The sequence below is a fragment of the Methylomonas sp. AM2-LC genome, assembly GCF_039904985.1.
In the GTDB taxonomy this organism is placed as follows: domain Bacteria; phylum Pseudomonadota; class Gammaproteobacteria; order Methylococcales; family Methylomonadaceae; genus Methylomonas.
Map to the genome: position 1 here is coordinate 1443861 of NZ_CP157005.1, position 13901 is coordinate 1457761.

At 41.3% G+C, this 13901-nt stretch carries 12 protein-coding genes; all 12 read right to left on the reverse strand.

Features of this window, described 5'->3' with window-relative positions:
- Window position 1: 1 nt before the first annotated feature.
- The 12 genes from ABH008_RS06485 to ABH008_RS06540 all read right to left on the reverse strand — a co-directional run bounded on the left by ABH008_RS06485 (window position 2) and on the right by ABH008_RS06540 (window position 13593).
- On the reverse strand, window positions 2–1303 hold the full coding sequence (locus ABH008_RS06485; RefSeq protein ID WP_347989041.1) for an MdtA/MuxA family multidrug efflux RND transporter periplasmic adaptor subunit: 1302 nt from the start codon (window positions 1301–1303) through the stop codon (window positions 2–4).
- Window positions 1304–1504: 201 nt separating this feature from the next.
- Window positions 1505–1966, reverse strand: coding sequence for a cytochrome c (locus ABH008_RS06490; RefSeq protein ID WP_347989042.1), 462 nt, complete (start codon window positions 1964–1966; stop codon window positions 1505–1507).
- A 46-nt stretch (window positions 1967–2012) separates the two neighbouring features.
- Window positions 2013–2723, reverse strand: coding sequence for a cytochrome b/b6 domain-containing protein (locus ABH008_RS06495; protein ID WP_347989043.1), 711 nt, complete (start codon window positions 2721–2723; stop codon window positions 2013–2015).
- Between the two features lie 15 nt (window positions 2724–2738).
- The gene (locus ABH008_RS06500) at window positions 2739–3632 is read right to left on the reverse strand and encodes a dienelactone hydrolase family protein (protein WP_347989044.1); all 894 of its coding nucleotides are present in this window, start codon (window positions 3630–3632) and stop codon (window positions 2739–2741) included.
- Between the two features lie 315 nt (window positions 3633–3947).
- Window positions 3948–4922 carry an SMP-30/gluconolactonase/LRE family protein gene (locus tag ABH008_RS06505; protein ID WP_347989045.1) on the reverse strand — a complete coding sequence of 325 codons (975 nt, stop codon included), beginning with the start codon at window positions 4920–4922 and terminating at the stop codon, window positions 3948–3950.
- Window positions 4923–5006: 84 nt separating this feature from the next.
- Window positions 5007–5414, reverse strand: coding sequence for a biopolymer transporter ExbD (locus ABH008_RS06510; protein ID WP_347989046.1), 408 nt, complete (start codon window positions 5412–5414; stop codon window positions 5007–5009).
- Window positions 5414–6193, reverse strand: a complete 780-nt coding sequence (locus tag ABH008_RS06515; RefSeq protein WP_347989047.1) for a MotA/TolQ/ExbB proton channel family protein — start codon at window positions 6191–6193, stop codon at window positions 5414–5416. Before ABH008_RS06515 ends, ABH008_RS06510 begins: the two co-directional genes overlap by 1 nt.
- Window positions 6194–6209: 16 nt before the next feature.
- A complete protein-coding gene (locus ABH008_RS06520; RefSeq protein ID WP_347989048.1) occupies window positions 6210–7019 on the reverse strand; it encodes an energy transducer TonB in 810 nt (269 codons plus the stop codon).
- Between the two features lie 612 nt (window positions 7020–7631).
- The gene (locus ABH008_RS06525) at window positions 7632–8861 is read right to left on the reverse strand and encodes an anaerobic sulfatase maturase (RefSeq protein ID WP_347989049.1); all 1230 of its coding nucleotides are present in this window, start codon (window positions 8859–8861) and stop codon (window positions 7632–7634) included.
- Between the two features lie 164 nt (window positions 8862–9025).
- On the reverse strand, window positions 9026–11275 hold the full coding sequence (locus tag ABH008_RS06530; protein WP_347989050.1) for an arylsulfatase: 2250 nt from the start codon (window positions 11273–11275) through the stop codon (window positions 9026–9028).
- Window positions 11276–11652: 377 nt separating this feature from the next.
- Window positions 11653–11997 carry a hypothetical protein gene (locus ABH008_RS06535; RefSeq protein WP_347989051.1) on the reverse strand — a complete coding sequence of 115 codons (345 nt, stop codon included), beginning with the start codon at window positions 11995–11997 and terminating at the stop codon, window positions 11653–11655.
- Between the two features lie 138 nt (window positions 11998–12135).
- A complete protein-coding gene (locus ABH008_RS06540; protein ID WP_347989052.1) occupies window positions 12136–13593 on the reverse strand; it encodes an MBL fold metallo-hydrolase in 1458 nt (485 codons plus the stop codon).
- Window positions 13594–13901 lie beyond the last annotated feature (308 nt).

The window sequence follows — 13901 nt, forward strand, 5'->3', positions numbered from 1 at the left end:
TTTATTCTTTACGCCTACTTTGGTGATTTTTCTTTTCCTGAGGTAGTGCTGAGGACGTTTCGGTATTTTCCGCAAGAGCCAAACCATCTTTTTGCGCTATGTCGATTTTGCTGCCTTCTTTCAAGCGGTCGATGCCTTCTATGACCACGACTTCATTCGCCGCAAGATTATTGAGAACGGCAACTTTATCTTGTGCCGAAGTGCCTGGTGCTAAAGAAATATGGCGTAGTTCAGCCTTTTTATCAGAATTGATAACATACACATAAGGGCCTTGCGTGTCTTGTTGTAATGCGGCACTGGGTATCAATGTAACACCGGTTAATGTATCCAATAACATTTTTATGTTAACGAATTGATTGGCAAATAGCGTAGATTCAGTATTGTCAAATTGTGCTTTTAGCTTCAAAGTACCGGTAGTTGGGTCAATTTGATTATCAATAGCTGTCAGTTTGCCATCCGCCAGTTTATTGGTGCCTGCTCGATCATAAGCTTCAATCGGAATAGTCTGGTGGGTGCGCAAACGTTTAATAAGTGGTTGAACCTTATCCTCTGGCAGGGTAAAAACCACGCTAATGGGTTGCATTTGTGTGATAACAACTAGGCCATTACTATCAGATGCATGGATAATATTACCTTGATCAATTTGCCGTAAGCCTACACGTCCAGTGATGGGGGCGGTAAGTTTGGCGTAATTAAGTTGCAGCTTTGCATTGTCCAGTTGTGATTTATCTATTTCAACGACACCTTGATATTGCGTAATCAGTGCCGCTTGAGTGGCAGTTTGCTGTGCTGCGATAGACTCCTGTTCCAGCAATGTTTGATAGCGCCTGTAATCCAATTCTGCATTTTTTAGTAGTGCTTCGTCTTTTAGTAGTTGTCCTTCAGCTTGTTTTTGTAGTATTGCAAAGGGTCTGGGATCTATTTCCGCCAGTAGATCTCCCTCTTTAATCATTTGCCCTTCGGTAAATACAATATTTTTTAATTCACCATCTACCCGAGAATGTACTGTAACCGTTTTTAGAGCAGTAACCGTTCCTAAACAATTTAGAAAAATGGGATAGTCTCCTTGGATCGCTGTTTCAACCGCTACTACAACAGCCTCATCCTCGTCGTGAAAGTGATCTCGGCCAGATCTGCGCTTATGTTTATCGGATTTATCCGTCAAAGCTGTTTTAGTCTCTGCTACTGTCGGTTGGTTGTTTTGATAAACATATACCCCGCCTGCAATGATTGTTACTAACAACCCTAAAGAAACTATGCGTTTCCCACTATGTCCATAGGGTTTATTCTTAGTTTGATTCATAAGAACTTAAATAGGTTACATGTTTTGCGCTATTCCACAAAAATAGCTTAGTTGAATAGCGCAACTGTTTTAGATTAATGGTTATACACTTAACAAAGGCTACTTATTTCATAGTCTGGCAACGGGACAATCCTCAACATATGATGATTTAGGTAAAAGTTCATGCACCCGTTGCGCAGTTTAAGGTTTAACTAATGTGTATTATTCGCGTACACGAATCAAATCGTGACAGCTTTTGCAAGAAGCACCCACTTTACCAAATTGAGCTTTAATCTCAGCTGCATCTCCTGATGCTGCAACGCTTTGCAATTCATTGGCTTCTTTGATGAAAGTGGCTTCAATTTCTTTTACTTCATCCTTTTTTTGGAAATATTCTGGTTTTAAGCGGGTTGGTTTCCAACCTGTGCCTTGATCTGTGCCGGGGCCATAGAGTTCCAAAACACCCGAATTTGCAACTGCGGCTATGGCATTAGCCGCGGCAATTACTTGGTCTTTGTTATACGTTTCTGGATGATCTACCGCCTGAGACTTGATTTTGGCGGTATTCCAACCTAAGAAAGAGTAAGTAGATTGCCGAAATCTGATTTGATCCTCAACAGGCCCGGCAAAACTGCTGACTGTGGTAACGGCTAGAAAAACGCCTAGCGCAAGTTTTTTTCTCATGGATTTATCTCCTTAAGGTGTTGTGGTAGAAATTAAAATTTTAGGTTTAGGTGTGGGTCTGTGTAGCGGGTCGTTGAATACTGGCTTGCGGTGTGAGCAGTTTTGTAAGGCCCCCGTTCCATACTCCCCATACCAGACTGGCTGAGACTATGAGAGTTAATGTAAAGCGTAAAAGACTTACAGCGGTGATAGATACAGGTGCGAAAGATTTGGGAAGATCTTTCTTGCCAGTAATCATTGGCACAATAAGATTGGTTTTTTTAACTTTATGGTAAAAAACAATGGCACACACATGGATAGCAACCAGCAATATGAGTATATTTACTAGGCTGATATGCCAGCCGCTAAGTTTGTCACTGATGTCTTTGTCGACTAAATGAAAAAGTGGCCCTTCAAAAGCGATGTCGTCGTTGGCGAATAATCCTGTTACGACCAAAAGACTCAAACTAATCAACAAGGCTATTACCGCTAAAGCACCTACTGGATTATGACCAACACCTTGCCATTCACCTTTAACATAGGTTTTTAAACGTAAAATGGTAGGAAAAAAACTGCTAAATCGGGCGTGTGTTGTGCCAATAAAACCCCATATTAGGCGGAAAATGATTAAGCCTAATGCTAAACTGCCCAGACGACCATGCCAATCTGTGAGGGAGCCACCTAATTTACCGGTGATATACGAACCTACTACTACTAGTACCAGTAACCAGTGAAACAGGCGTAACGGCCAGTCCCAGATATGAACGCTCACTTTCATCTTTTATTTTCCTGGTTAGCTATCACGTAAGTAGGTATTGAAAAAACTGATGGTTCTATCCCATGCCAATTTTGCGGTAGCCGCATCGTAGCGTGGTGTCGTGTTATTGTTAAACCCATGTTGAACACCTGGATAAATATGAACTTCATAATTGACATTGGCTGCTTGCAAAGCAGATTCGTAAGCAGGCCAACCCGCATTGATACGTTCGTCAACACCCGCATAATGAATTAATAAAGGGGCTTTGATTTTAGCTGCATCTGTTGCACTGGGTTGCACGCCATAAAAAGGTACACCTGCGGCTAAATCTGGAATTTTGGTTGCTAAGTAGTTCACTATGCCACCGCCATAGCAAAAGCCTACTGCCCCGACATTACCATTACCCTGTGGTAGTTTTTTTAATATGTGTGCCGCAGTCAGAAAATCTGCTTGAGTTTTTTCCTTATCTAGTTTTTGAAACAACTCGCGGGCTTTATCTTCATCACCTGGATAACCACCCAGGCTATACAGCCCATCCGGTGCAAAGGCAATAAAATTGTTAAGTGCCAGACGGCGGGTGATATCTTCAATGTGCGGATTAAGTCCTCGGTTTTCATGGATCACTAGCACGGTAGGGAGTTTGCCGGTGAAATGTGCTGGCTGTACCAGATAGCCGCGAATTTTGCCATTACCATGCGGCGATGGGTATTCAACAAAAGTCGCTTTGATACGTGGGTCGTTGTCTTTAACTTCCTGTGCTTGCGCAAACTTTGGATTCAATGCCTCAAGTAATGCTTCTGCCGATAAACCTAGCAGTGCGTATTTGGGGATTGAGGATAGAAAATCACGTCGGCTAATATCTCCGTGTACGTATTTATCGAAAATTTGCAGTGCTTCCGGATGAAAGTCATGTGCTGTTTTTCGTGCCATCTAGAAAACTCCATAAAAAATAAAAATGCTCTGTGTCTGTCATAGCCGAACTGCTAGCAGATACTAATGTGCAATGACGGTGAGTGTTTAAACTGACTCTTATCGTTAAGTTTTTTGTAACTATTCACCTGGTTTAAATCCATTCCGATATTCAGCAAACAGAATATATACGGGCAGTTTGTACTCGCCAGAAACCAAAGTATTAACAAAAGTCCGTGTTTTTGCTTATGCAGTAATTATGCGTAAGGAGTACGAACTTACCAATGAGTTTACTTAGGTAAATTGACTTAATAGTTATAATTTTCAAAGTGTTGTCTATTTTACTCGTCCTGAATATCCCGCAGTTTTTAAAGCAATTTTATAAGCCGAACCGCGACCAACTATAAATAAAGTTTTTTTGTCTTTACCCACAAAAGCAATATTTTGCGGTTTTTTCGGTACAGGAATAATGCCTAGCGCTTCACCTTTGTCTGTGAAAACCTCTATACCAAGATTCGAAACCGCAAAAACTCTGCCTTCCGCATCAATAGCCAGTCCATCTGCACCACTAGACCAAACATTGTCTGTTTGACTCCATCCCTGTAATTTTGCGAAATTCCTTTTACCGCTAATAGAACCGTCTGAGGCAATATCGTAAGCCAGCAAATATTCACCCGCTGTGTTGGCCACATACAGGGTTTTTTCATTGGGACTTAATTGGATGCCATTTGGACGTTCAATGTCGGCAGGTGTTGCCAGTCGTTTAAGATCTCCAATCGGTGAAATGTAATAAACGCCTGGATTTGATCGCGGAGGATTTGGGTTCTCTTTACTGGCGCGAGTGCCGCTGTCGGTAAAATAAATTCCACCGTTTTTAGCCAGTACTAAATCATTCGGACGCTGAAAAGCTGTACCCGCAAAATTTTCGGCCAACACTTTTTCCTTGCCGGCGGGATAAATAATGCCAACCTTTGTATTTAAGGTTTGTACCGCAATTAATTCACCACTGGGTGTAAAGGCCAAGCCATTAGCTCCATTGGTATTTTCCAGAAACGTTGAGATAGTATTGTCGATTCCAACCCGCGTAATTCGATTAGCAGTGGTTTCGGTGAAAATAGCGCTACCGTCTGGCAGAGAAATAGGCCCTTCCGTGCCGTTAAAGCCTTCTTTAATTAATTCAACTTTGGTTCCTGCATCTGCTACACCCGGTATCGAAGTAACGACACTATCCTCTGCCTTTACTGAGCCTGTTAGTGCTATAACAATGGCAAGTGACAGTACACTCCTTTGTATAGGTTTTATAAAAGACATTTGTTCTCCGTATCTTGAATATGAGTAGTTTAGGGCAGTGCTGATAAATTAAAACAAACCAACACTGCCAGCATATAAATCAACCTAGTTAGGAATAGTTAATACCGAAAGCTTTGTGACCCCTGCACGCTCAATGGAAGACATGACTTTAGCTACCGTGCCATACTGAACGGCATCATCTGCGTTAAGATTTAAAGCCAACTCAGGATCTGCCGCTTTGCGGTTTTTGAGTTCATTTTCAATGGCATCAACTGGGTATTCTTGTTTATCAAGAAAAACTTTACCTTGTGCATCCACACTTAAATAAATGGCCGCTTTTTCTTCTGGTGGTGCGGTTTCAGCAGTTTTTGGCAGGTTAACGTGGATAGCCTGCGTCAATAATGGTGCGGTCACAATAAATACCACCAGGAGTACCAACATTACATCGACCAATGGCGTAACATTGATTTCACCCATTACATCATCGCCATCATCTTGAGTTTTAAATGCCATTATGCATGCGCCTCTTTCGCTAGTAATTCATCGTGAGTATTAACAGTTTCTTTGCCACTGGTTTTTTTGCCACCGGTAATATCAGTCAGTCGCGAAGACGTAGTTGCTTGTTTATTGTTTAATCGCTCGATCACAAATGAACTTTTTAGTGCTAAGTGAATAAAATCAATAGCAAAATCGTCCAGATAGGCCCAGATTACTTTATTGCGGCGAATAAAAAAGTTATAGCCAATCACGGCAGGTACCGCAACAGCAATCCCAACCGCTGTTGCCACCAAAGCTTCACCAATAGGACCTGCTACGACTTCAAGACTGGCTGAACCACTTTTACTAATATTGGTTAATGCCCCCATAATGCCCCAAACCGTACCGAATAAGCCAACGAATGGCGATACACTGCCTATGGTTGCCAAAATGGCCAGACCACTTTCTAGGGAACCACGTTCTTTTTGCATTTGTTGACGTAAACGTCTATCCAGCAATTCTTGACGGTCCCAAGTGTGCTCCAAATCATGGGTGGTGGCATTATCATCGGTTTCTATTAAGGTCGTAAAACCAATGCCAGCGACGCGTGCTGCCGGCCCGTGCTGATTTTCCAGTTGCGAAGCAGCCAGAATATTGGGGGCAGTCCAGAATTTTTTGCCAAAATTACGGTTGTAATAGGAAATTCGTAGATGCTGGATACCTTTAATCAAGATTAAAGACCAGGTGATAACAGATGCGCCAATCAATAGAGACAGCGTACCATCGACGATAACGTTAGTTGAAATATCAGACATTTAAATAACCTCAGAATTATAAATTAAAAGAAATTGGCACTGTTACCCAGCCATCAATCGGGGTATCTCCACGCATTGCGGGTACAAAAGACCATTTGTTTACTGCTTTTATGGCTGCATCATCCAGTTCCTTGTGGCCACTGGATTTTGCTAAGCTGACGCTGTTGGGTTTACCATCCGCTTGAACATGAACTTTCAATAACACTTTGCCTTCCCAAGCCATTTCCTGTGCAAGATCAGGATATTCCGGTGCCGGATTATGCAGATAATCAGCGCCCGCTGTAGGTGCGGTTACTTTTTCCTGTACAACGGGTGCTGGTGGAGCAGGGGGGGCGGTAGATGCCGTTGGCACTGCTTCAGTTACCGGGCTGGGAGTAGGCTGAGGAGCCTGTTCTACCACTTTGGGAACTGGTTTAGGTTTTGGTGGTTTTAACGGCACAGCGTTTACAATGGGTGGTTTTGGCTGCACAATAGGCGGTGGCGGCGCAACCGGTTTAGGTTGTGGTCTGGTTAGGGTAATTTGCACTTTAGGTGGTGGCTTAATGGCTTCTACAATTTCCTGTTCAAACGAAAGTCCTTCAAAATGTGAAATGACGGTGTTATGAACTAATAGTGTCAATATGCCGATCAAAAAATAATCGACGATTTTGTGATCATTATTTTTTGCATTAAATTTAAAACTGCCAATGGCAGCAGCAATGGCTGTTGGATTGAAGTTTTCTGCTAAAGTATGGTTGGATGTATTGAGTGTAATTACTTTTGCCGATTCCCAACTGCTGGTTTCCCCCTGAGTAAATTTTTCTAACGTGGCTGCATGACTGCTCATTTTGATTGTCCTGTATAAAATTAAATAGCTGTCTTATTGATTAGCCGGAAGAATGCTGTTGTGCTTGTTTAATCAAGTTAGAACAGGTTCAGTTCCTTATGCTATTTATTGCACGACTCATGCCAAATTTTGAAAGTTGAGTATTTAATTAGTAAATTATGTGTTTATTAGTAACAAGTTAATGTTTAATATAGAGAAAATTAATAAATATATTGGTGTTTTTGTTGCGTGTAAGTACTGCCTCTCTGGAAATTAAAAAAATAAGTAACTGCTAGGTTGTTTGTAAATCAGCAGAATTTTGTTGCTGTTGTTTGTCTGGTGTTTTTTTATCAACAGTATGAGTTGAAAATACTGTACATGACTAAATAAATACTCACTAAATGGTTTGTTTTCTGCAATGATAATTTGTCAGCTTTTTATTGCCGTCAAATTTAAAGGGTATGGATGTCTGCGGTTATATTGGTGCTGCCTTAATCCTCTCGTATTAAGGGTGGTTAAGCATATTTATAAAACGGCTAAAACAAAAAAGAGGCTAATTTCTGTATCGATAATTAAATTGAGTCATAGTCTGCTACGACTGGGTTTTGAAAGTACGCGTGTAAAATAAATACATTAGATTGTTGTAGTGTCTGCGATTGATAAACTAATCGGCAAAGGACCTTTTAACGCCTGCATAATTAAACTGGCTGGTTGCTTGTAATAAATCAATTTAGCCATAGCCTGCATATAACGATTAATATGTTTAAAATACTTTTTATAGCTGGGGCATAAATAATTGAGTCCAGGTTCACCCTGCAAAGTCTGTTTGAAGCGATTTTTCGGGCATTCTCCGTGACAGGCAAATAAGAATTCGCATTGTTTACAATCCCTTGGTAGCGTTGCTGATTTTGTTTTACCAAACCTGATTTGCTGCGCAGAATCTGCTAGCGCCGCTATATCATTGTTTTGCAGATTACCCAAGCGATAATCCGGATACATATAGTGATCACAAGAATAAACGTCGCCATTGTGTTCAACAATTAAAGCCTTACCACAATTTTCTGAGAATAAGCACACATTTGCTGGTAACTTTAACCAGGAAGCCAGTGCCCATTCAAAATTCATCACATAGACTTTTCCAACATCCTGTTTGATCCATTCATTAAATATAGCTACCAGAAAATCACCATAGGCTGCAGGTTCAACACTCTGTTCTGTGACAGGTAACAATGATTCGGTATCTGGTATAGCAAAACTAAGCCCTAAATTCTCGGTATCTAGTGGTACAACGCGTTCCACGACCGGATTAAATTGCAGATGAAAAAGATCGTGTTGTTTAAAAAAATCATAAACACGTATTGGATGTTTGCATAATTCTCGCGTAACTGTTACCAATACATTAAATTCAATTTGATAGTTTTTTAAATATTCAATGCCTTGCATAACGGCGTCAAAAGTTGGCTTGCCTTGTTTGTTAACCCGATGAGCATTGTGTAAATCACGCGGGCCATCTAGACTGATTCCCACCATAAATTTTTCAGCTGCTAAAAACTGGCACCATTCCTTATTTAATAACACACCGTTAGTTTGTAGACTGTTACGGATAGTTTTACCCTTTGCAAATTCTTGTTGAATCATTACCGCTTGTTGATAGAAAGCCAAGCCGCGCAGCATGGGTTCGCCCCCTTGCCAAGTGAAAAGTACCTCAGATGAGTTTTCACTACTAATGTTCTGTTTTATGTAGCTACGCAATACTTCTTCTGACATTAAAAAACGTTGCCCTGTTGGAAACAATTGTTCTTTTTCCAAATAAAAGCAATAGTTGCAATCCAGATTACAAATGGGGCCTACCGGTTTAGCCATGAGGTGTAGGCCTGGGGTCTGATCTGTTGTTTCCATGTTGTACATCTAAATTATCAGAGTGGGGAAGGTGGTAGCTATTGGAAAAAAACGAAGAGCCGATAACTTGATTTATGGAACAGAGCAGTGGCTGTTGCTTTAATAAATCAGTTATCGGGCTAGATTTGTCAGTTTTTGGCGTAGTCTATAGTCACTTTTTCTATATTACCGGTAAAACTATAGGGTGTTTGGTAAGTATCGCTCACTGGTGTTTGCTGATCTCGGCCTATATCAAATCCTTCATCATAGGCAAAATAAGGGATACCGCCACTTATGGGCAGTAAGGGTATTTTTCCTTCGGCCACTTTTTCATCGTTTACAAACAAACTAATGCTTGCCGTTTGCGGATTTTTGTTGGTTTCGGGCGCATAATCAACCCGTAGTTTGGCTTTACCTGCACTGATAGGCTTATTAGCAGAGATTAAAGTTTGTTGGCTTCCATCGCTAAAGGCAAAGTTTAATTTGTTATTTTGCACGAACAAACTGGAACCACCAAAACGACCACCATTAGCAATCAGGACTCCTTCTGCTCCATTAGTCGGTATCTCAACGTCGGCGTTAAGGCTGTAAGCTTTAGTAATTATATCCGGTGCTGATAAAGAGAAGATTTGTTCAATGCCTGGGTAAAGCACAATTTGTTGTCGATTTTGGAATGCGCCTTTGTAACTCAGGAAATCGGTAAATAAGGTGTCTTTCAATGGAAAGACATGATATTTCTTGCCTTCTGCAGTAAACAGGGCTTGCAACTCTTTAAGTTTTCCAGGTTCTTTGGTAGACAAGTCATTGATTTCGGTAGGGTCGTTATTCAAATTATAGAGTTCCCAGGTGTCTTTATCAAACGGCGTGCCGGGTTTATGCAAGGTGCCTGCTTTCCATCCCTCTTTATAAATTGAGCGTGAACCATTAATTTCATAGTATTGTATTTTGTGTCTAGAAGTTGCTTTTGCATCACTGATACTATAGGCCAAGCTTGTACCTTCCAAGCTGTCTTGTGTGATACCCGCAATACTTTTAGGTTGATTAACTTTTGCTAATTCTAAAGTAGTGGGTAGTAAGTCGATGACATGTGCATACTGTTGGCGAATGCCACCTTTATCTTGAATACCTTGTGGATACGATAAGATCAATGGATTATGTGTGCCGCCTTCTGAGTTGGCATCTTGTTTCCAGTATTTGAATGGTGTATTAGCGGCTTGCGCCCAGCCCAATGGGTAGTTGGGTGATGAATATTCTGTGCCAATAGAGTCTAATTTTTGTACTAGTTTATCTGCATCACCATCTGGTTTTGCCCTGGCACTCAAGCCTATGGTGGTGCCGTATTCTGTACCTTCCTTGCTGGCACCATTATCACCTATCAATACTGCAATAATGGTATTGTCAAATTGTCCGGTTTTTTTCAGAAACTCTAGCAAACGACCAATTTCAGCATCGGTATAGCTGAAAAAACCGGCGTAAGTTTCAAAATAACGTGCATATAAACGTTTTTGATTGTCATTCAGAGTATCCCACGCTTTGATATTTGGATTACGTTCTGGAAGTAGTGCCTGTTGCGGAATAACCCCTAGCTTTTTTTGGTTGGCAAATACCTGTTCCCGGTATTTATCCCAGCCGCCATCAAATTTACCTTTGTATTTATCTATCCAGGGTTGAGCAACTTGATGTGGTGCATGTGTTGCGCCGGGAGCAAAATAAACAAAGAAAGGTTTGTCAGGGTGTATCGATTTTTCAGCACTAATATATTGGATGGCTTTATTGGTCAGTAACGCATTTAAATGCTGTCCACTGGTTTGGCTGTCAACCCGATGTGTTTCTTCAATTAACTGCGGATGCCATTGATCTGTTTCGCCATACAAAAAACCATAATAATGGTCAAAGCCTTTACCGGTAGGCCAACGATTGAAGGGTCCCGCCTGGGTTGCTTCTGTAATGGGTGTCAAATGCCATTTGCCCAGTGCGTAGGTGCTATAACCACTTTCATGTAATATTTCGGCAATATTGCCCTTACTTGCCGGAATTTTGGCTTGGTAACCTGGTTGATCGTTGGCTGTTTCCGGAAATAAGCCCATGCTGACGCTATGATGATTTCGGCCAGTAAGTAAGGCTGCACGGGTAGGTGAGCTTATTGCAGTGGTATGAAAGTTGGTATAGCGTAACCCTTGTGCTGCAAGCGCATCCAGGTTGGGAGTTTCTATTAAGCCGCCAAATGCAGAACTGGCTCCAAATCCCACATCATCCAATAATATCCAGATGACATTAGGTGCTGGTTGTTGTGTTGTGGCTACGGGTGCTGTTTTGGCGGGAGCCTCCACTGCTTCAACAGCTTGGGAAATGCCCAGAGCGCCGCCCATTAGCAATGTGGTTTCTAGTATTTTATGCATGGCATTGAGTCCTTGATGAAAATATAAACCACACGGTTCAAGTTTTAATTGATCTGTAGGTTTTAAACGGTTTAGTAATTTTTCAATTGCTTGATTGCACCTTCCAAGCAAACTACTATTTATTGTGAGCATGCTTTGTGCCATTTTTTACAAACGAATAAAGAACCATTGCATTTTTGTAAAATGTATTAGATATTATTACTTAATAGCCTGTATCAATTCGTTAGTAGGCTAGTGCCAAGTGTAGGGGTGTTATTAATCGTGCACCCTTTGTGCAGCTACTGTTTGAGATTAAGCAAGGCCATAGGTGCTAATCGTATTCCACCGATGGAAGTTATTCACCGTCAAGTTAAGGCTTTAGTGTTTTACTACCCAATTCACTTGTCCAGTTTTTTTTCAGTTGCGGCAATGGTTTCACGTATTTTTTCTACGGTATCACGATGATTATTCTGCTCTCGATTGGCGCTAAGTGCTATGGCTGAATTATCATTATTGGCTTCTTTTATTAGACAATCGTAATAGGTTTTGGCTTTTAGCTGCCAATTATTAATACTTTCTACGCTGGCATTGAACGCATCAATATCGGTGTCTTTAATCGCTGGAGCAATCGGTTTTTCACCGCAGCTACTGGGCGTCCAGTTACCGTTTACGACAGTGCCTGCATAAGAAAAGGCTGATAATTGCACTAAAACCACGCTAGCCAGCAAAGGAAAAGTTTTCATAGATTCTCCTGTTGATAAAAAATATATAAAGTTAATTTTGTTGATGTTTACAACCGTCAGTTAGTGTTAAACACAACTGAAAATAAATGGGCGAGAAATACTGATTTTTCTCGCCCTGATGCACGGACAGGCTTATGATTAGTTTTGTGCTTTTTGTAAGCCTATAGTCGTTAGCAGGTCAGAAAAAGGTACATCCCTACCATGTAACCCCGCAATCTGATTAACATCCAGTTTGAACTTTCTGATATTTTCGTACAAATTTAAACTGTAGGGGTTAATAGCCGCAGGCGTGGTTGCAGGACCTGCTGTGGGTGTATAGGCATCTGCTTCAATGAGGATTTTTTCTTTGGGTAAATAAACAAAATCAAAAGCATCATTGTGACTGTTGCCAGCTAGTGAATAGATTTCAATGTTACGATTACCATCTGATAAGGTGTGTTTGCCGGTAAAGCTTTCAAATATCGCCGGTTTATTCGATTTACTTAAGCGATCAGGATTAATTTTATGCGGATATGCCCAAACTTTTTGGTAATACGCTTGATTGGCTTGCTCGGTAACGATAGTGGCACCTGCATCTACGTAGGTGCGAAGGCCGCCGGAATGATCGAAATGAGCGTGAGAATTAACCAGATATTTAATCGGTTTATTGGGAATAATCTCTTTAACTTTGGCAATAACGGCTTGTGAGCGTTCTTCGTTCAGAGGCGCTTCTACGATCACAACATGATCACGTTGTTCAATGGCAACGCTGTGGTGGGTTCCTCCTGTCAAATAATAAACACCATTAGCGAGTGGTTTAACCACTACCGAAACGGCGGGAGGATTCGAGACTTCCGTTGGTATACTGATTTCAACAGTAGGATTAATCTTAACTGCAGAAACCGTTAGGTCGAGAATAGGAAAACCACCTGCGCTACGCACGATGTGTGCAGGAAACTGCAAACCACCAAAGTCTTTATAGTCGCTATACTGGCTTTCTATGACTGTATCACCCAATACTGGATTGTCGATGCAGGTTTTTACCTGAACTAATTGATCGTCATCATTGATAATGCCGATGAAACGGTATTTATCACTTAAGCTAAAGCTGATTTTGGTGCCATTATCGACAGGCTCGGAAACGGCATGATTAACCAGAGCCGCTTTTAGAAAGCCTTGTGGACTTTCCCATATTTCCGCTACACGTTCTTCAACTGCGGCAGGTTGTGCGGTATTGGCTGGGCTGGCATTTGCGCTAGTCGCTTTATTCCAGGCAGTAGTACCACTAATATATTGATCAACTTTTTGTTCAACAGGTACTGGGCGATTACGGCCGGTTTCAACCACTTGTAAGCGGCTGATCTGTACCCTTGCACTGGCAGCACTATAGTTAATGTTTGCAGTAAAGCTTTTGACATCAAAAGGTGGCCAGGGCAGGTCAGGGTTAGGTGCTTGTCCAAATTGATACCAACGGCCGGTTCCAGAAAACTCGATGCTTTGAATATTTTTTACACCCGCAGCCTCGCTGGCCGAATTTAGACTCGGATTAAGCAGGCTGCATCCCGTCGTAGCCAAAGCCATGGCAATGCCTACCATAATGGGGTTTAATTTATACATGAAAACTCCTTTAGTTTTATCAAGGTCAGAAGATGACTGAAGCAAAACTCGAATAGAGCAATTCCCATACCATTTATCTGATATTTGACTAACTTAGTGCTAAGCCAGTGCATTAGTTACAATAGGTTTTTACCATGGCAATAACAATAAACCTTCAAACATGAACAATATGCTGCATAATCAACAGTCGTTGTTGATAGGGTGTGATTAATTAAACAGTCGGTTCGGGTACAAAGCAGGTTTAATGGTTTCATAGCGTCAGTTGCAAAAAATGACCGCAAGCAAAGATCGAGCGGTCGTTGATTACA